We start from the raw sequence: 17,943 nt of genomic DNA, 5'->3' as shown, positions 1-17,943 counted from the left end.
CCAAATAATAGGATCACAAAGTTAATCGCCCTCGGCAGCTGTATAGCCTGCGTGGTGGGCCTCACTGCCACGGCAGCCATGGCTGCCCCGACCCCCTCGAACCAGGCCTTTCCCGGTTCGGTTCCCGGTTGGGCCACCGCTGCGAACGATCTAGGCACCGCCGCGGACACATCCGTGGAAGGTGAAGTCTTCTTGAGCCTGCGTAACGTGGATGCCGCCATCGCCACGGCAACGGCTGTTTCAACGCCCGGTTCCGGCAGCTACAAGCAGCCGCTCAGCCCGCAGCAGTGGATTCAGCGTTTTTCGCCCACTCAGGCCGACGTTGACGCCGTCGTCGCGCATTTGAAGGCCAAGGGCATGACCATCACGGACGTTCCGGCGAGCCGGCAGTTCGTGGTCTTCCGCGGTCCCGCCGGCCGGATGGGCTCGGCATTCGGAACCGAACTGCACCTGTACAGCCACGGTGGTGCCTCGCTCCTGGCGCCTGCCGCGCCGCCGTCGCTTCCGGCAGCGCTGGCAGCTAAAGTCCAAGGGATCAGCATCGACCAGAGCCGGTTGCTGACGCGCCCCGATCTGGTGAAGCAGGACGAACCGTCCGCGAACCGGTTCGCCGCGGCGGCACCCGTGCTGGCGACGCCATGCTCAAACTACTGGGACCAGAACACCGTGACCGTACCGCCGGCCTATGCCGGCAATACGAGATACGGGACATACATTTGCGGCTACAAGCCAGCCCAGCTCCAAAGCGCCTACGGCGTCGCGGACTACGCAAAGGCCGGAATCGACGGCCGTGGACAAACCGTCGCCATCATCGACGCCTACGCGTCACCGACCATTGTGGAGGACGTCAATACCTTCTCATCGGCGGCGGGGCTGCCGGTGCTGGACGGCAGCACCTACGAGCAGATCGTTCCTGCGCCCTCCGAGTTCACGGACCAGGCGATCTGCCAGGAACCGAGCGGCTGGCAGACGGAACAGACCTTGGACGTCGAAGCCGTCCACGGGCTCGCGCCCGGTGCGAAAGTCCTTTATGTGGGCGGCACGAACTGCAACGCCGGCCTGGACGTGGCCATGGCCACGATTCTTGACGGCGGTCTCGCAAACATCGTCAGCAACAGCTACGGCAATGTGGGCGAGGACGTATCCGCCGACGTGCTGGCCGGGGAGGTGAACGAGCACATCCAGGCCGCTGCGGAGGGCATCGGACTGTACTTCTCCTCCGGCGACAATGGCGATGAGCGCGCCAAGCTGGGCTACACATCGCCGGACTTCCCCGCCAGCTCGCCCTGGGTCACCGCCGTCGGCGGCACCAGTCTGGCAGTCGGGCAGAATGGGAACTACCTCTTCGAAGCAGGCTGGGGATCTTCCCTGCAGGGCATCGTGAAGGACAGCGCGGGCAACCTCAGCTACGCGGGACCGTTGCCGGGAACTTTCCGGTTCGGTGCCGGCGGCGGACGGAGCGCGGTGTTTGATCAACCCGCCTACCAGCGCGGCGCCGTTCCGGATGCGCTGGCCAATGGCCATCGTGTCTCTCCCGACGTTGCCGCAGTCGCGGACCCCTATACGGGATACCAGACGGGGTTCCGGCCGATCATTGATGACACGACTTTGGCTACCGGGCCGTACGAGAACGTCACGGTAGGGGGCACATCGTTGGCCTCACCGGTGACGGCCGCGCAGATGGCCATAGCCCAGCAGCTCACGCACAGCACGGTGGGCTTCGCCAATCCGACGGTTTACCTGCTGGCCCGCTACGCGTCGTTCCTCTTCCGCGACGTCCAGCCGCAGACCCCGCGCCAGGCACTCGCGTTCACCCGTCCGTCCACCGGGCTCAGCTATCTCATCAGCACAGATACGGACACCTCACTTACTACGGCGGCGGGATATGACGATGTAACGGGGGTGGGGAGCGTGTCTCTGAACCTGGCCACGCTGCTCGCCCGCCAGGGCGGTTAACAGACAGGGCCGTCAATCGGCGGTGGCACGCAGGTGCTGCGCGGCAGGCATGGTGCCCTGCCGCGTGGGGTGTCCGCCGCCGTCGTCCTGTCGGCCACCTTCTGCACGGGCAGCCGGGATCTGGCTAGGATAGACGTAGCCAACGCCAGAGCGGCACGGCGGAGCACGCCCATTCACGGTCCTTCAGAAGGAGTCAGCATGCCCATTGCAACCCCGGACAAATACGTCGAAATGATTGACCGCGCCAAGGCCGGCGGTTTCGCCTACCCCGCGGTCAATGTCACGTCGTCGCAGACTTTGAACGCTGCCCTGCAGGGTTTCGCCGATGCCGGCAGCGACGGCATCATCCAGGTCTCCACCGGAGGGGCGGCATACTGGTCCGGCGCCTCCGTGAAGGATATGGTGGCCGGATCCCTCGGTTTCGCCGCCTTCGCCCGCGAGGTGGCCAAAAATTACCCCGTCAACGTGGCGCTGCACACCGACCACTGCCCCCAGGACAAACTGGACGGATTTGTGCTGCCCCTGCTGGCTGCTTCGGAGGCCGCGGTGAAGGCAGGCAAGGACCCGATCTTCAACTCCCACATGTGGGACGGTTCCGCCGAGACGCTGGAGGAGAACCTGCGCATCGGCCGTGAGCTGCTGGCCCGCACCTCCGCCGCGCACATGATCCTCGAGGTGGAGATCGGCGCCGTGGGCGGGGAGGAAGACGGCGTGGAGAACGCCATCAATGACAAGCTCTACTCCACCGTGTCCGACGGCCTGGCCACCGTCGAGGCCCTCGGCGCCGGGGAGCATGGCCGCTACATCACCGCCCTGACCTTCGGAAACGTGCACGGCGTGTACAAGCCCGGCGGCGTCAAGCTGCGCCCGGAAATCCTCAAGGATATCCAGGAGCAGGTCGGCGCCAAGCTGGGCAAGGCCAACCCGTTTGACCTGGTCTTCCACGGCGGTTCCGGCTCCAGCCAGCAGGAGATTAAGGACGCCGTTTCCTACGGCGTCATTAAAATGAACATCGACACCGACACCCAGTACGCCTACACGCGCCCCGTGGCTGACCACATGTTCAAGAACTACGACGGCGTGCTCAAGGTGGACGGCGAAGTGGGCAACAAGAAGACATACGATCCCCGGGTCTGGGGAGCGGCTGCCGAAAAGGGCCTGGCGGCCCGCGTTGTCCTCGCTGCCCAGGAACTCGGCTCCGCCGGTAAGACGTCCTAATGTCCGACGAATTCCGCCGGAACCTGCTGGGCCCGGAGCCGACGCTATTGCCGGGCGAACCCGACATTGAAGTCCGGTTGGCGGCAGGAGACGAGGCCGTGGATCTGGCAGCCACGCACCCGACATCGTCACTGCTGTGGGCAATGCTGGCGGACGAGGCCTACGCAGAGGGCCGGATCATCGAGTCCTACGCCTACGCACGGACCGGGTACCATCGCGGGCTGGATGCGCTGCGCCGCAGCGGCTGGCGAGGAACCGGTCCCGTCCCCTTCGAGCACGAGGGGAATCGCGGCTTCCTGCGGGCGCTCTATGCGCTCGGCCGCGCGGCGGGGGCGATCAGCGAGACCGAGGAAGCGGCTCGGATCTCTACGTTCCTCAACGAATCCGATCCGCTGGCCGCGGCCGCCATCGAGGGCCGCTCAGCATAGCACGGGCAGCATCGACCGTGCAGCAGGTGTCCTTCTCAGTTCTGAAAATGACATTTGCTGCACAGTCGTATAAGCCGCCGTCTCGGCCGTGCCGTCTCGGCCGCGCCGGGAGTGGAAGTCGGCTAAACTTGGCGGGTAAGAGCCCCGAACTCTGTGACCCGAAACGGCCGGTGGATTCCGCCGGCCGTTGGTATGGGTACGTGTGTGGGGCATTCTGATGCGTGGCGCACGGCCGGTTGCCCAGCAGGGCCCGCGGCCGGACGTCCAACTGATGGGGGAGTATCCCATGCCCGCAATCGTAATCGTTGGAGCCCAGTGGGGCGACGAAGGCAAAGGCAAGGCAACCGATCTGCTTGGCGGCCGCGTTGACTACGTGGTCAAGCCGAACGGCGGCAACAACGCCGGCCATACCGTCGTCGTCGGCGGTGAGAAGTACGAACTCAAGCTCCTTCCAGCCGGCATTCTGAGCCCTAACGCCGTGCCGATCATCGGCAACGGCTGCGTGGTGAACCTTGAGGCCCTCTTTGCCGAAATCGAGGGGCTGCAGGCCCGCGGCGCCGATACCTCCCAGCTCCGCGTCTCCGCCAATGCTCACCTGGTGGCCCCGTATCATCAGGTGCTGGATAAGGTCACCGAGCGTTTCCTGGGTAAGCGCGCCATCGGCACCACCGGCCGCGGCATCGGACCCGCCTACATGGACAAGGTGGCCCGGCTCGGAATCCGCGTCCAGGATGTGTTCGACGAGTCGATCCTGCGGCAGAAGGTCGAAGGATCGCTGCAGCAGAAGAACGAACTGCTGGTCAAGGTCTATAACCGGCGCGCGATCAGCATCGATGAGACCGTGGCGTATTTCCTCGGCTTCGCCGAGCGCTTGCTGCCGCTGGTCATTGACTCCGAATACGTGCTCAACAAGGCGCTCGACGACGGCAAGGTGGTCCTGATGGAAGGTGGCCAGGCCACGTTCCTTGACGTGGACCACGGCACATACCCGTTCGTGACCTCCTCCAACCCGACAGCCGGCGGCGCCTCGGTGGGGTCCGGCATCGGGCCGACGCGGATCAACCGCGCCGTGGGCATCATCAAGGCATACACGACGCGCGTCGGTGCGGGTCCGTTCCCCACGGAGTTGTTCGACGAAATGGGTGAATACCTGCAGAAGACCGGCGGGGAATTTGGTGTCAACACCGGACGTCCGCGCCGCTGCGGCTGGTACGACGCTGTGCTGGCCCGGTACGCCTCGCGGGTGAACGGCTTCACCGACTACTTCGTCACCAAACTCGATGTACTGACCGGGATAGCGCAGATTCCGGTCTGCGTGGCCTACGACATCGACGGCGAACGCTTTGACGAGGTGCCCATGACGCAGACCGATTTCCATCACGCCAAGCCCATCTTTGCGTACTTCGACGGCTGGACCGAGGACATCACCGGCGCCCGGACCATGGCGGATCTCCCGGAGAACGCGCAGCGCTACGTGCGGGCGCTGGAGTCCATGTCCGGCACCCGGATCTCCGCGATCGGGGTGGGCCCCGACCGGGATCAGACGATCGTGATCCACGACCTCATCGGCAGCTGACCGCCAGCCGAGACGGCACGGGCCCCCACGCGTGCGCTCTTAACGGGCGGCCCGGCAGCGGCTAGGCTGGGAAGATAGAATCCAGCGCAGGAGTGACGATGAAGGTCAGCGTAGGGCAGTTCAATCCGGGCGGTGACGTCGATGGGAATCTCGTTGTCATGCGTCGGCTCGCGGCGAGTGCCCGGGATGGGGGTTCGGCGCTAATCGTGTTCCCGGAGGAGTCCATGTTTTCGGTAGGCCGGGTGGAGGTGGACTTCGCCGCCGCCGTGGACGCCCAGTGGACCTCGTTTGTGCAGGGTCTGTCGCTGATCGCCAGCCAGGTGGGCATCGCCGTCATTGCAGGCGGTTATGAGTCCAGCGGTGAGCAGCGCCCGTTCAACACCCTGATCGCCATCGACGACGACGGCAGAATCCTTGAGACCTACCGGAAGCTGCACCTCTACGATGCCTTCTCCTATCAGGAATCGCAGCGGATCAAACCGGGCGACGGCGGCCTGAAGGTCGTGCCGATCGGCGGCCTGCGGATAGGGATCATGACCTGTTATGACCTGCGTTTTCCGGAAATGGCGCGCGCCCTAGCGGTGCAGGGGGCCGATCTGATCTGTGTGGCGGCCGCCTGGTTCAAGGGCGAACACAAGATCGATCATTGGCAGACTCTGCTCAGGGCCCGCGCTATCGAGAATACCTGCTGGGTGGCCGCCGCCGGAACCTCCAGCGGGCACTGCATTGGCCATTCGGTAATAGTGGATCCGATGGGCGTCCCGCAGGATTTCCTCAAGGACGAGGAGGAAGGGATCGCCACCGCAGCGGTCACCCGGAAGCGCATCGACGAGGTCCGGGAGTTCCTGCCGGTGCTGGCGAACCGCCGGTTGACGAGCAGCTACGAGGTTGTTCCCAACATTACGGCTCCCGGAGCCGTGGACCATTGACGGGCCCGTGGCCGGTGGCTAGTCTCAGGAAGATGGGAGGATTCGATGGACGATAATCAGATTGCCGAGGGTCTGGCGCCGCTGGTACCCATTGGCCTGGAGGACATTCCGCTCGACGGCGAGTGGCTCGAACCTCCCTTCAGCAATGACGAATCCGGCCGCGCCGTCGTCTTCAATGACGGGGATTTCCAGTTTGTGGCCGTGGACCGCAGCACCGGGGCGGTTTACTGCGTCTGTGAGGACGATGAAAGTCTGATGGCTTCCTCGCTGGCCCAGCTGGTGGAAATTGCCACCCTGTGGGGCGCCATTGATAGGGATTCGGTTGGCCCGGAAGACGACGACGCCGATTTCGCCCGGGTGGCGGTCGATTTTGAGACCCGGCTGAAAAAAGTTGATCCCGCGGCGGCCCGGCCCAATGAGTTCTGGTCGCTGTATGCGGAGGAACTCAGCAACAGCAGCTGATCAGCGGCCCGTGACCTGCACAGTGTCAGGCGGTGAGTTGGTCAGGCGGTGAGCTGCCGTTTCGCGGAGATGACTCCGGTGTCGAAGCCGGCCAGCCCGAGTCCGCCGTGGAAACGGGCGTGCTCGATCTTGATGCAGCGGTCCATCACTACCTGCAGACCGGCCGCCGCGGCATTTCGGGCCACTTCCTCGTGCCAGGACCCCAGTTGCAGCCACAGCGTCCGGGCCCCTACTGCGGCAGCTTCCTCCAGCACGCCGGGCAGATCGTCGTGCCGGCGGAAGACATCCACCAGATCCGGGCTCTCGGGGAGGTCGGCCAGCGAAGCATAGGCCGGCTGGCCGAGGATCTCCTTGACCACCGGGTTGACGAAGTAGACCTTGTACCGGCTGGAGGACTGCAGGTAGCTGGCCACAAAATAGGAGGCCCGGGAGGGCTTGTCCGAGGCCCCGACAATGGCAATGGAGGTGGTGTTGCGCAGAATAGTCAACCGCTCCGGCGCCGATGGTCCTGCCCAGGTCCAGGCGTTTTCTTCGGTGCTCGGGCGGTCGGTGGCCGGGACCGACGGGGGACGGCTCATGGGTGTGCTCCGATCGTTGCGGTCTGGACAGGCCCGGCCACCTCGTCCGGCGGAGCGGTGCGCGACGCGGCCAGCGCCTGGTCCAGATCCCACAGAATGTCCTCCAGGTCTTCGAGCCCCACGGAGATCCGGACCAGGTCCTCTGGTACCCCGGCGGCAGCCAGCTTTTCGGCCGAAAGCTGCTGGTGCGTCGTCGAGCCCGGATGGATGACGAGCGTGCGTGAGTCGCCGACGTTGGCCAGGTGGCTGGCCAGCTGCAGCGCCTCAATGAAGCGCTTCCCGGCTTCCCGGCCGCCCTTAACACCGAACGAGAAGACGGAGCCGGCGCCCTGCGGCAGGTATTTGCGGGCCCTTTCGTAGTGCGGGTGCGACGGCAGACCGGCGTAACTGACGTAGCTCACCCGCTCGTCCGCTTCCAGCCATGCTGCCACTTTCCGGGCGTTGGCCAGATGCTCGTCCATGCGCTGCGGCAAAGTCTCCACCCCCTGCAGCAGCTGGAATGCCGACTGCGGGGAGAGTGCGGGCCCGATGTCGCGCAACTGCTCGGAGCGCAGTTTGGTCAGGAACCCGTACTCGCCGAAGTTCCCCCACCAGGACACATTGCCGTAGGACTCCACCGGTTCGGTCATCTGCGGGAAGTTGCCGTTGCCCCAGTTGAACCGCCCGCTTTCGACGACGACGCCGCCAAGGGTGGTGCCGTGGCCGCCGAGGAACTTGGTGGCCGAATGGATCACGATGTCCGCGCCGTGCTCGAAGGGCCGGATCAGGTACGGAGTGCTCAGCGTGGCATCGACGATCAGCGGAATGCCGGCGTCGTGCGCCACCTTGGCCAGCCCCGCAAGGTCGGCCACCTCACCGGAGGGATTGGCGACAATCTCGGTGTAGACGGCCTTCGTGTTAGGCCGGACGGCGGCGGCGTAGTCCGCGGCGTCGGTCCCCGGGACAAAGGTGGTGTCCACGCCGAAGCGGCGCAGTGTCACGTCCAGCGCGGTGATGGTGCCACCGTACAGCTGGGACGACGCGACTATGTGGTCACCCGACCCGGTCAGCGCGGCGAAGGTGATGAATTCCGCCGCCATCCCGGAGGACGTGGCCACGGCGCCGATGCCACCTTCGAGGGACGCTATCCGCTCCTCGAAGGCTGCCACCGTCGGGTTGCCGATGCGGGAGTAAATATTGCCGTATTTCTGCAGCGCAAAGAGGTTTGCGGCGTCGTCGGTGTCCTTAAAGACGAAGGAGGTGGTCTGATAGATGGGCACGGCACGGGCGCCGTGCGTGGCGTCCGGTGTCCCGCCGGCGTGCAGGGCACGCGTTCGGAACCCGAATTTCCGCTCGCTCATCGGATCAGCGCCATTTCCGCGGTCGGCGAGGCATCCGCTGCCTTGAATTCGACGCCGTTCCTGGCCGCCAGCTCGGCTTCCAGAGAGCGGACGAGCGGCATGACGTCGCGGCCGAACGACTGCACTTCCTCCTGGAAGTGCAGGTAGCAGGTCAGCAGCAGGTTCACGCCGATTTTCTTGTATTCAACGATGCGTTCGGCAATCTGCTCCGGCGTCCCGATCAGACCTGTTTTAAAGCCGTCGTTGTACTGGATTAGATCCTCGTAGCTCGAATCCGCCCACATGCCCTTGCCGTCGGCGGTGGCCGCCCCAGCTTCCTGAACGGAGGCCTTGAAACCCTCGACGGCGGGCCGGTGGGCCTTGGCCACGATCTCCCGGAGGGTTTCTTTGGCTTCCTTTCCGGTCTCCCGGGCAATTACAAATCCGTTCAGCCCGAAGCGCGGGGTGCGTCCGGCCGGGACGGCCGCGGCCCGCACCCCGGCGATGTTTTCCGTGAACCCCGCCAGGTCCTTGCCGTTGGAGAAATACCAGTCGGCGACCCGCCCGGCAGTGGCCTGCGCAGCGGTGGAGTTACCGCCGAAGAAGATCTCCGGGTGTGCCCGGCCGGGGATGTCCAGCGGAGCGGGACTGAGGGTGACGTTGTTGATGTCGTAGTACTTTCCGGCTTGCGCGAACTCCTTCTCGGTCCACAGGCCGCGGAGAATACGGATGAATTCCTCCGTCCGGACGTAGCGCTCGTCGTGTTCAAGCCACGGCAGGCCGAAGTTCACGAACTCGTCCTTAAGCCAACCGGAGACGATATTGACTGCCGCCCGGCCGTTGGAGAGATGGTCGGCCGTGATGATGAATTTTGCCAGCACACCGGGCTGCCACATGCCCGGATGGACCGCCGCTATGACCTTGAGCCGCTCGGTGGCTCCGAGCAGCGCCAGCGAGAAGCTGGTTGCTTCATGCTGTTTATCGGCGCCGTAGGACGCGGCGTAACGGGCTTGGGTTAGCGCGTATTCGAAGCCGGCATTCTCCGCGATCCGGGCCAGTTTCTTGTTGTAGTCGAAATCCCAGCCCGGTGCGCTGCTCGACGCAAGCTCATCCTGGGGCCCTCGTCCTCTGCCCGGGCGCGGGTAGCACAGGCCAGGGTTGCTGCGGCATCAATGAGCCAGATCTCTCAGCCGCTCGGGATGGTCACCTTCCACTATCCTTTTCCGATGGCGGCGGGCCAAGATTGTTGCGCCGCGTTGCGTTTGGCCTGTGGGCCAGTGCCAGCCGGATTCCGGCGATGGCGGATTCATTCTGCGGGGAGGTGGTGTCGCCCAGGGCTTTCTCCTCGAAGAGTTGGGTGAGCAACCGTCGCATGATTTTGCCGGAGCGGGTCTTGGGAACACCCGGAACAACGACGACGGCGGCGGCGTGGCCGGTCCAGCCGGATCGGGGAATAGATTGGACTGCGCCGGGACGCCCTCCGGGAACCAGCCCATCAGCGAGCGGATCGGGGCCGGGGCCGTGTAGTAACTGGTGACCCGGTAAGGCTCGATGATTTCCAAATGCCGGCCCCGGTCCGGGGTGTGTCCGGAGTGCCCTCGAAGATCACCTGGCTGGCGCCGTTGAGCAGCGGCCCGTACATCTCATAGCTGTGGGCGTCCTTGACCCGTTGCACCGGATCCGGGTTCAAAGGCCTCCGGAACATGGACGTCGGGCGCTGCCCCGACGGCATCATGCCACCAGATAACCACCCGGTCGCCCCTGCCGATACCGTCAGCGCGGTGGTGCCTTGGTCGGGGCGGGCCGTCAGCGGATGGACGTCGCTGCCACCTGGGCTTGTCGGGACCACTAGTTGCCGCTGGGCGACGGTCTTGGGATGCTGGTTACATGTCTTCCCTCCCCGCGACGTTCGCCGAGGACGTCATCGATCAGCCAGCACGGGCCCAGTTCGAGGTGTTCCTCGACGAGCACCGAAATGCGCTCGATGGCTGTCTGAATGGGATGACCGAGGAGCAGGTGCGCCAATCGTTGGTGCCCTCCCGTACGACGCTGCTGGGTTTGGTGAAGCACGCGACCTTCGTCGAGAAGGTCTGGTTCGACGAAGCCGTTACGTGCCGGTCGCGCGTCGAGATCGGCATCCCCGCGACGCCAGATGAGTCGTTCATCCTCGATGACGACGACACCATTGCCACCATTCAACGGGCACACCGCGAGGCATGCGAGTCATCACGCCTCGCGTCATCATCCTTGGGGCTGGACGACATGGTCCACGGCAACCGGCGCGGGCCGCTCCCGCTGCGCTGGGTGTATCTTCACATGCTGCGCGAGCTCGCTCAGCACTGCGGGCACGCAGACATCCTGCGCGAGCAGCTAATCAGCGAGTAGCGCGTGGCGTCCGCTCGTGCTGCGGACAGCGCGCGTAACAGTCACACACCGCCCAAGCGCTTCCGCCCAGCAGTTGCACCCAGCAGTTGCGCCCAGGCGGGATTGCACGCTCGGCGTCACCGGGACGCGAGTAGGCTCGGGCTATGGTGAAAGTCAATGATCAGCACGTCATTGCCACGTTGCTGAGCACCCCGGCCAGGTGGGCCGTCGTCGGCCTCTCCAACAACCCCCGACGCGCGGCCCTCGGCGTGTCCGGATTCCTGCAGCAGCAGCTCGGGATGGACATCATTCCGGTGTCCCTGAAGGGCGAGGATGTGCACGGCGCCACCGGCTACAAGTTGCTCGCCGACGTGCCAGGGCGCGTCGATGTGGTGGATTGCTTCGTCAATTCGCAGCGGGTCGGCGCGGTGGTGGACCAAGCCATTGCCATTGGTGCCGGGGCGGTGTGGCTGCAGCTTGGCGTTATTGATCACGGCGCGGCGGAGCGAGCTGCCGCGGCCGGCCTCAACATCGTGATGGACCGCTGTCCGGCCGTCGAGGCGCCACGGTTAGGGCTGGGCCGCTGACCTCGGATCCCCACAGTGCACGTCCTGCCATGTTGAGATTTTCGGCCTGACCCGCAGGCCCCGCCTACGGGTAGGATGTATTCTGCACGTCCTGCGGGCAGCGACCGGGGCCTATCCCGTGGCGGCCAGGCAATCCAGGTCTGCAAGTGTGTAGTCCATGTCTCCGCAGTCCATTCATGTGCAATTTGTATTGTCGTCTCGCAGCTAGGAAAGCAGTGGCCCGTCATCTCGGCTTCCTCCGGCACCCGGCCCGCCGGATAGGGATCGCGCTCACCCTTCTCGGGCTCTCCGTTCTGGTCCTGACGGGCGTTTGGGGTGCCGGTGATGCGGGGCCGACGTCGTCGGACGGCCGGTCTGCTACGGTGACCGCCTCCGCGACGGCTCCCGTGCCAACAACGATGGCGGCGGATGCTGCAACAGCGCAGTCGACACCAACCGCGTCCGCTGCCGTTCCCACGGCGGCACCGGAGACAAGCGCGGCCTCTGTCACGCCGTCGTCGTCCCCGGCAGCTGCGGAGCCGCCCTTGGTCCCGGACTACATTCTTCCACCGGTCACCGACGGCATGGTGCCGGTGCTGACCAAGGTCCCGACCGAGCAGAAGGTGGTTTTTCTGACCATCGACGATGGCGCCACCAAGACGCCGGCGGAACTCCAGATCCTGAAGGCCAATGGGATCAAGGCGTCGCTGTTCCTGTCCCGGACGTTCGTCAGTGACAACCCGGGCTTCTTCAAGGACTTTGTGGCGGACGGCAGTCTTGTTGAGGACCACACGGTCAGCCACCAGCTGAACTTCATCCACTTGTCCTATGAGCAGCAGAAGGCGGAGATCTGCCAGATGGCCGATTTCGCAGCGGCGAATTACGGCCGCCGCCCGGTCTTCTTCCGACCGCCCGGCGGTCCCTACACCAATGTCACCCGCAAGGCGGCCGCGGACTGTGGGATGAAAGCCATCATCGACTGGGAAGCTAAGGCCAATGCCGGCGGCATGGATTATCAGTACGGCAGCGCGCTGCGGCCCGGGGAGATAGTACTGATGCACTTCCGGCCCGAGTTTGCCGCGGACATGCAGGCCTTCCTGACGGCGCAAAAGGCGGCAGGGCTCAAAGTGGTCCTGCTCGAGGATTATCTGCAGACCGGCTGAGTGCAGGCCTGGGGCACGGCTATAGACCGCGCCGACGGCGGTGCACGAGGTTCCGGACCGCAGGCCGCCGGTATAGGCTCCAGCTGTGGATAGACAACAGCTCCGGCGGCTTTGCTTGGCTCTGCCCGGGACCCTGGAGGACTTCCCGTTCGGGCCGGAATCGTCTGTGTTCAAGGTAAGGGCGCCTGTCAGTGGAAGTTTCCGGCACGAATCCAAGATCTTTGCGTTGAGTAATCTGAGCGCCGCTCCGCTCTCCGTGAGCCTGAAGTGCGAGCCTGAACTGGCGCGGCAGCTGCGGGCCGCGCACCCGGAAATCACGGGAGCCTACCACCTCAATAAGAACCACTGGAATGGTGTTGTCTGCGATGCGGGACTGGAAGACACGATGATTGCGGACATGATTGAGGACTCCTACGATCTGGTGGTGGCAACGCTGACGAAGGCCCAGCGAGAGGCCCTCGGCTGGCGCCGGATCATTGAATCCGGAACAGCCGAATGAGGCATCCCGGGCAGGGAGAACTGACCTATCCCCAGCGCGGGCTGACGCGCCTCCTCGCGTTGGGGCAGGGCTCGCAGGACCCGGTGGCGCAGGACCCGCTGGCGCAGGACCCGGTGGCGCGGGACCCGGCGCAGCACCCGGTGGCGCAGCACCCGGTGGACCCCGCCGAGCAGGGAATCAGGGAATCCCGCTGGCCGGCAGGATATACACGGGTGGAGAAGAGCATCACCGTAGGGTACGGAGCGGCAGTATACCTGCGGCTGGCGGAGGCAGTCTTGGGCTGGGACATTCAGCGTGGTGCGGGGCTCACGCTGCGGGGCCCCGAGCGGGCCGTCCCCGGGGCAAGGGTGATCAGCGGCTTCGGTATCGGAGACTTGAGGTTGCCGGTTCCGTGCGAAGTCGTTTGGGCGCAGGAGCCGACCGCCGTCGAATCGGAAGACGGCAGGAACTTCCGGCCGCAGCTGGCCGGCTTCGGCTACGGGACTCTGCCGGGTCACCCGGCGAGCGGGGAGGAGGCCTTCGTCGTGCGGCTCGACGAGGACGGGAGTGTCCGGTTTGATGTGCTTGCGTTCAGCAGGCCAGCGGATCTGATTTTCCGTCTTGCCGCTCCTGTCGCGGCCCTTTCCCAGCGGCTGGTCACCCGGCGATATCTGCAGGCGGCCCGGCACATCGCCTCCGCGCCGCCCCGGGGCTAGAAACAACCGCAGAACCGGATAAACCGGACCGACGGCGCAAGGGTAGTCACGTAAACCGAGCCGACGGCGCAAAGGGCGTCACGCCGTCGTCCTACCTCATTGGACGCCCTGCCGTCCATCATCCACTGTGCTGCAGGTGTACGATCACGGCCGGAAAGGGACACCTGCCGCACAGTCGATGGCAGGCTAGTCGAAGTAGCGCGGGAGCGTTCCCTCATGGGCTTCCCGGAGCTCGTGCAGGGACAGTTCAAACTGCCCCTGCACCTCAAGTGAACCGGACTGCGCGTCCACAATGCCGATCCGGATGGCCGGGAAGGCGCGTGCGGTGCACATGTCAGTGAATCGGATTTCCTCCGACCGCGGTACGGCGACGACGGCGCGGGCCTGCGATTCGGAGAACAGCAGGGTGAAAGCGTCCACGCCGTCGCGTTCGCAGACCTCATCCAGACCTACGCGTGCGCCCACATTGAAACGCAGCGAGGACTCCACCAGCACTGCCGCGAGACCGCCCTCGGACAGGTCATGGGCGGAATCGACCATGCCGTCCCGGGAGGCGTTGATCAGGATCTCGCCGAGCTGGCGCTCGAGCGACAGATCGGCTTTGGGCGGCTGACCGCCCAGATGACCGCGCAGGTTGGCCCACTCGGAACCGTCCAACTCGTCCGCCGTGGTGCCCAGCAGGTAGATCGCCTGGCCGTCCTCAACCCAGCCCGACGGCGTGCGCCGGGCGACGTCGTCGAACACGCCCAGCACGCCGACCACGGGAGTCGGGTGGATCGCAATGCCGCCGGTCTGGTTGTACAGCGACACGTTGCCGCCGGTGACCGGAACGCCCAGCTCCCTGCAGCCGTCGGAAAGGCCGCGGACGGACTCGGCGAACTGCCACATGACCTCGGGGTCCTCAGGCGAGCCGAAGTTCAGGCAGTCCGTGACCGCGAGCGGCCGTGCGCCGGAGGTGGCGACATTGCGGTAGGACTCCGCCAGCGCCAACCGCGCGCCCTCATACGGGTTCAGGTACGAGTAGCGGCCGTTGGCGTCCGTGGAAATGGACACCCCCAGCCCGGTTGACTCGTCAACGCGGACCACGCCGGCGTCGTCGGGCATCGCCAGCGCCGTGTTGCCCTGCACATATCGGTCGTACTGGTCGGTGACCCAGTCCTTGGAGCACATGTTCGGGGATGCCATGAGTTCGACGACGGCGGCTGCCAGGGTGGCGCCGTCGGCCGGCCGTCGGGCGGCGGCAGGGGAGGCGGTAAACGAATCCGCCTGCACGCCGTCGAGCCATTGCGGGCGGTGATATGGGCGGTCATACACGGGGCCCTCGTGGGCCACCGTGCGAGGATCCACGTCCACGATCGTCTCGCCGTCCCAGTCGATGATGAGCCGGCCGGTGTCCGTGACCTCGCCCAGCCAGGAGTATTCCACGGCCCACTTGTCCATGATCGCCTCAAAGGCAGTGACGTTCTCCGGCGTGACCACGGCCATCATGCGTTCCTGCGACTCGGACATCAGGATTTCACCCGGCGTCAGGCTCGGGTCGCGGAGCAGCACCTTCGTCAGTTCGACGTGCATGCCGCCGTCGCCGTTGGATGCGAGCTCCGAGGTGGCACAAGAGATGCCGGCAGCGCCGAGATCCTGGATGCCTTCCACCACGGAGGCCTTGAACAGTTCCAGACAGCATTCAATGAGCACCTTCTCCGCGAACGGATCGCCCACCTGCACCGCGGGGCGCTTGGACGGTTTGCTGGAATCGAAGGATTCGCTGGCCAGCACCGATGCGCCGCCGATGCCGTCTCCACCGGTGCGGGCGCCGAAGAGCACCACCTTGTTGCCGACCCCGGAGGCATTAGCCAGCCGGATGTCCTCGTGCCGCATCACACCCACGGCCAGCGCATTCACCAGCGGGTTACCCTGATACACGGCGTCGAAGACCACCTCGCCGCCGATGTTCGGCAGGCCAAGGCAGTTACCGTAGCCGCCGATCCCGGAGACGATGCCGTGCACCAGGCGCGCCGTATCCGGGTGGTCGATGGCGCCGAAACGCAGCGGATCCATCACCGCAACCGGGCGCGCGCCCATCGAAATAATGTCGCGGACAATGCCGCCCACGCCTGTTGCCGCACCCTGGTAGGGCTCCACGAAAGAGGGATGGTTGTGCGATTCGACCTTAAAGGTTACCGCCCAGCCGTCGCCGATGTCCACCACGCCGGCGTTCTCGCCGATGCCCACCAGGAGATGTTCCTTCATCTCATCGGTGACCTTGTCGCCAAACTGGCGCAGATGGTTTTTGGAGGACTTGTAGGAGCAGTGCTCACTCCACATCACTGAGTACATGGCCAGCTCCGCCGCGGTGGGACGGCGGCCCAGAATCTTCACGACCTCGTTGTATTCGTTTTCCTTCAGGCCCAGTTCGGCCCACGGGAGCGGCGTGTCCGGCGTGCCGGCCGCGTGTTCCACCGAGTCAATGTTGAACTTCCTGGTCTCCACGGTTTGGCGCTCCCCGCTCATTTTGTGCCTCCAACAAGCTTATTAAGCACCGAGGTGAAAAAACCCAGACCATCCGTGCCGGTGCTGCGGACGCCGGCGGATTCCGGGCCGTAACCGGCCTCAACCGCGTGCTCCGGGTGCGGCATCAGGCCGACGACGTTTCCGGCGGCATTGCTGATGCCGGCTATGTCGCGGCGCGAACCATTCGGGTTCATGCCGACGTAACGGAACACCACCCGGCCCTCCGCCTCGAGCGCATCCAACGTCTTTTCGTCCGCGATGTACTGGCCGTCCTGGTTCTTCAGCGGGACGGTGATCTCCTGGCCGGCCGCATATTCGGACGTCCACCACGTGCTGTTGTTCTCCACCCGGAGCGTCTGATCGCGGCAGATGAACTTCAGATGATCGTTCTTGAGCATGGAGCCGGGGAGCAGATGCGACTCGGTGAGGATCTGGAAGCCATTGCAGATGCCCAGCACCGGAAGCAGGCTTGCCGCCTTGTCCGAGTCCGCGGCCCGGGCGATCTCCTGCATCAACGGTGCAAAGCGCGAGATCGCGCCGGCCCGCAGGTAGTCACCGTAGGAGAAGCCTCCCGGGATGATCACGGCGTCCACGCCGCGCAAGGCGTCCGGGCCGGTGTCAGCGTGCCAGAGTTCGACGGCGGTCCCGCCGGCAATGCGCACGGCGCGGGCAGCGTCGCGGTCATCGAGAGAACCGGGAAAAGTGACGACGCCGATCCTGGCCCCGGCAAGAGGGGATACGGCAGCCTCGGCCAAGGACGTGTCAAGCAAGGCAGAGCCGATGAGAGGAGTTTCGGTCATGGTCAGTCCGCCACAACTTCGACGCTGACCACGTCTTCGATGACCGGGTTGGAGAGCATCCTCTCGGCCGCTTCGCGGGCCTGTTGCAGAATCTCAGGCGTCACCTCACCGTCGACGGTCAGCTCAAAGCGCTTGCCCTGCCGCACGGAACTAAAACCGGTGAAGCCCAGCCGGGGAAGCGCCCCGACGATGGCCTTCCCCTGCGGGTCGAGGATCTCGGGTTTGGGCATGACATCGACAACGATCCTGGGCATCCGTCGAACTCCTGATGGTAAAGTGGTGGCCGCGGAAGGTGCCGTCTCACGCTGTGGTGCCGGGTCTCCCCGCCGGTGAAGATAGCGCTCCGCGAGCTTGCCTGTCCATTCTACCGGGAGGTGCGCGGGGGCTGCGAACCCGAGCTCCGCCGACGCAGGTTCCCCGGTTCCTTGCCACAACGGGCCCGCAGCGGCAGGATGCACTCATGTGGGTCGGTTGGATTGAGTTCGACATTCTTCTCGGCGAAACGCATTCGCTCAAGCAAAAACGCTCCGTGGTGCGCCCGTTGGTGAACGAGCTCCGCCATCGCTTTGAGCTGTCAGCAGCTGAAACGGGAAGCCAGGACCTGTTGCGCCGGGCACAAATCGGCATTGCCGCGGTAGCCGCAGACGGCGGCCACGTCGTGGCGGTGCTTGATGCCGCCGAACGGCTGGTTGCAGCCCATCAGGAAGTGGAATTGCTCAGCGCCCGCCGCCGGCTCGCCAGCGGCGCCGACGAGTGAAACATTTCCCCGTTGCTTGAAACGTGACTAGGACCACACTATGGTGGTAGGACGTTCTATGTAGCACGTGTAATCAATCTGTCTTGAGAGGTCTTCGTCGATGCAGCTGCCAATTAGTGTCCTGT

18 protein-coding genes and 2 pseudogenes are annotated in these 17,943 nt (G+C 65.1%); 13 read left to right on the top strand and 7 right to left on the bottom strand.

Going from position 1 to position 17,943, the window contains the following annotated elements:
• Window positions 1-51: 51 nt before the first annotated feature.
• The 6 genes from QMG52_RS01975 to QMG52_RS01950 all read left to right on the top strand — a co-directional run bounded on the left by QMG52_RS01975 (window position 52) and on the right by QMG52_RS01950 (window position 6,569).
• The gene (locus QMG52_RS01975) at window positions 52-1,956 is read left to right on the top strand and encodes a S53 family peptidase (protein ID WP_283558755.1); all 1,905 of its coding nucleotides are present in this window, start codon (window positions 52-54) and stop codon (window positions 1,954-1,956) included.
• A 198-nt stretch (window positions 1,957-2,154) separates the two neighbouring features.
• Window positions 2,155-3,174, top strand: coding sequence for a class II fructose-bisphosphate aldolase (gene fbaA, locus QMG52_RS01970; RefSeq protein ID WP_283558754.1), 1,020 nt, complete (start codon window positions 2,155-2,157; stop codon window positions 3,172-3,174).
• Complete coding sequence (locus QMG52_RS01965) at window positions 3,174-3,602, top strand: DUF3151 domain-containing protein (RefSeq protein WP_283558753.1); 429 nt, start codon at window positions 3,174-3,176, stop codon at window positions 3,600-3,602. The genes fbaA and QMG52_RS01965 overlap by 1 nt, the downstream gene beginning before the upstream one ends.
• 286 nt (window positions 3,603-3,888) lie before the next feature.
• Window positions 3,889-5,178 (top strand): adenylosuccinate synthase, encoded by a 1,290-nt coding sequence (locus tag QMG52_RS01960; RefSeq protein WP_283558752.1) that lies wholly within the window; start codon window positions 3,889-3,891, stop codon window positions 5,176-5,178.
• Between the two features lie 98 nt (window positions 5,179-5,276).
• Window positions 5,277-6,107: a carbon-nitrogen hydrolase family protein gene (locus tag QMG52_RS01955; RefSeq protein WP_283558751.1), complete on the top strand. Its 831-nt coding sequence runs from the start codon at window positions 5,277-5,279 to the stop codon at window positions 6,105-6,107.
• A 45-nt stretch (window positions 6,108-6,152) separates the two neighbouring features.
• Window positions 6,153-6,569, top strand: a complete 417-nt coding sequence (locus QMG52_RS01950; RefSeq protein WP_283558750.1) for an SUKH-4 family immunity protein — start codon at window positions 6,153-6,155, stop codon at window positions 6,567-6,569.
• Between the two features lie 41 nt (window positions 6,570-6,610).
• Here the strand turns inward: QMG52_RS01950 and QMG52_RS01945 are convergent, their stop codons facing one another.
• The 3 genes and pseudogenes from QMG52_RS01945 to sfnG all read right to left on the bottom strand — a co-directional run.
• Window positions 6,611-7,147, bottom strand: a complete 537-nt coding sequence (locus tag QMG52_RS01945; protein ID WP_283558749.1) for a CoA-binding protein — start codon at window positions 7,145-7,147, stop codon at window positions 6,611-6,613.
• A complete protein-coding gene (locus QMG52_RS01940) occupies window positions 7,144-8,487 on the bottom strand; it encodes an O-acetylhomoserine aminocarboxypropyltransferase/cysteine synthase family protein (protein ID WP_283558748.1) in 1,344 nt (447 codons plus the stop codon). Before QMG52_RS01940 ends, QMG52_RS01945 begins: the two co-directional genes overlap by 4 nt.
• Window positions 8,484-9,548, bottom strand: a pseudogene (sfnG, locus tag QMG52_RS01935) (dimethylsulfone monooxygenase SfnG); the annotation flags it as partial. The gene QMG52_RS01940 and the pseudogene sfnG, both read right to left, overlap by 4 nt.
• Window positions 9,549-9,735: 187 nt before the next feature.
• Here sfnG and QMG52_RS01930 point away from each other — a divergent pair.
• Window positions 9,736-9,993, top strand: a complete 258-nt coding sequence (locus tag QMG52_RS01930; protein WP_283558871.1) for a hypothetical protein — start codon at window positions 9,736-9,738, stop codon at window positions 9,991-9,993.
• Here the strand turns inward: QMG52_RS01930 and QMG52_RS21855 are convergent.
• Window positions 9,942-10,123: pseudogene (locus QMG52_RS21855) on the bottom strand (hypothetical protein); the annotation flags it as partial. The gene QMG52_RS01930 and the pseudogene QMG52_RS21855 sit on opposite strands and share 52 nt — an antisense overlap.
• A gap of 230 nt (window positions 10,124-10,353) precedes the next feature.
• Between QMG52_RS21855 and QMG52_RS01925 the strand changes: the two are divergent.
• The 5 genes from QMG52_RS01925 to QMG52_RS01905 all read left to right on the top strand — a co-directional run bounded on the left by QMG52_RS01925 (window position 10,354) and on the right by QMG52_RS01905 (window position 13,753).
• Window positions 10,354-10,851 (top strand): DinB family protein, encoded by a 498-nt coding sequence (locus tag QMG52_RS01925; protein WP_283558747.1) that lies wholly within the window; start codon window positions 10,354-10,356, stop codon window positions 10,849-10,851.
• Between the two features lie 143 nt (window positions 10,852-10,994).
• Window positions 10,995-11,417 (top strand): CoA-binding protein, encoded by a 423-nt coding sequence (locus QMG52_RS01920; protein WP_283558746.1) that lies wholly within the window; start codon window positions 10,995-10,997, stop codon window positions 11,415-11,417.
• 215 nt (window positions 11,418-11,632) lie between these two features.
• Window positions 11,633-12,559, top strand: a complete 927-nt coding sequence (locus QMG52_RS01915; protein ID WP_283558745.1) for a polysaccharide deacetylase family protein — start codon at window positions 11,633-11,635, stop codon at window positions 12,557-12,559.
• An 85-nt stretch (window positions 12,560-12,644) separates the two neighbouring features.
• Window positions 12,645-13,058: an MmcQ/YjbR family DNA-binding protein gene (locus tag QMG52_RS01910; RefSeq protein WP_283558744.1), complete on the top strand. Its 414-nt coding sequence runs from the start codon at window positions 12,645-12,647 to the stop codon at window positions 13,056-13,058.
• Window positions 13,055-13,753, top strand: coding sequence for a DUF1990 domain-containing protein (locus tag QMG52_RS01905; RefSeq protein WP_283558743.1), 699 nt, complete (start codon window positions 13,055-13,057; stop codon window positions 13,751-13,753). Before QMG52_RS01910 ends, QMG52_RS01905 begins: the two co-directional genes overlap by 4 nt.
• A gap of 186 nt (window positions 13,754-13,939) precedes the next feature.
• Here the strand turns inward: QMG52_RS01905 and purL are convergent, their stop codons facing one another.
• From purL to purS, 3 genes are read right to left on the bottom strand one after another with little or no spacing between them, the layout of a single operon-like run.
• Complete coding sequence (gene purL, locus QMG52_RS01900) at window positions 13,940-16,261, bottom strand: phosphoribosylformylglycinamidine synthase subunit PurL (protein WP_283558742.1); 2,322 nt, start codon at window positions 16,259-16,261, stop codon at window positions 13,940-13,942.
• Complete coding sequence (gene purQ / locus QMG52_RS01895) at window positions 16,258-17,061, bottom strand: phosphoribosylformylglycinamidine synthase subunit PurQ (protein ID WP_283558741.1); 804 nt, start codon at window positions 17,059-17,061, stop codon at window positions 16,258-16,260. The genes purL and purQ overlap by 4 nt, the downstream gene beginning before the upstream one ends.
• 2 nt (window positions 17,062-17,063) lie before the next feature.
• Entirely contained in the window at window positions 17,064-17,315 is a 252-nt protein-coding gene (gene purS, locus QMG52_RS01890; RefSeq protein WP_283558740.1) for a phosphoribosylformylglycinamidine synthase subunit PurS, read from the bottom strand.
• A gap of 206 nt (window positions 17,316-17,521) precedes the next feature.
• Between purS and QMG52_RS01885 the strand changes: the two genes are divergently transcribed.
• Entirely contained in the window at window positions 17,522-17,818 is a 297-nt protein-coding gene (locus QMG52_RS01885) for a DUF503 domain-containing protein (RefSeq protein WP_283558739.1), read from the top strand.
• The last annotated feature ends 125 nt before the right edge of the window (window positions 17,819-17,943 follow it).

It is taken from the genome of Paenarthrobacter sp. PH39-S1 (assembly GCF_030063245.1).
Taxonomy (GTDB): domain Bacteria; phylum Actinomycetota; class Actinomycetes; order Actinomycetales; family Micrococcaceae; genus Arthrobacter_M.
The sequence above is the reverse complement of the archived record's forward strand: the minus strand, read 5'-3'. Positions and strand labels throughout refer to the sequence as shown.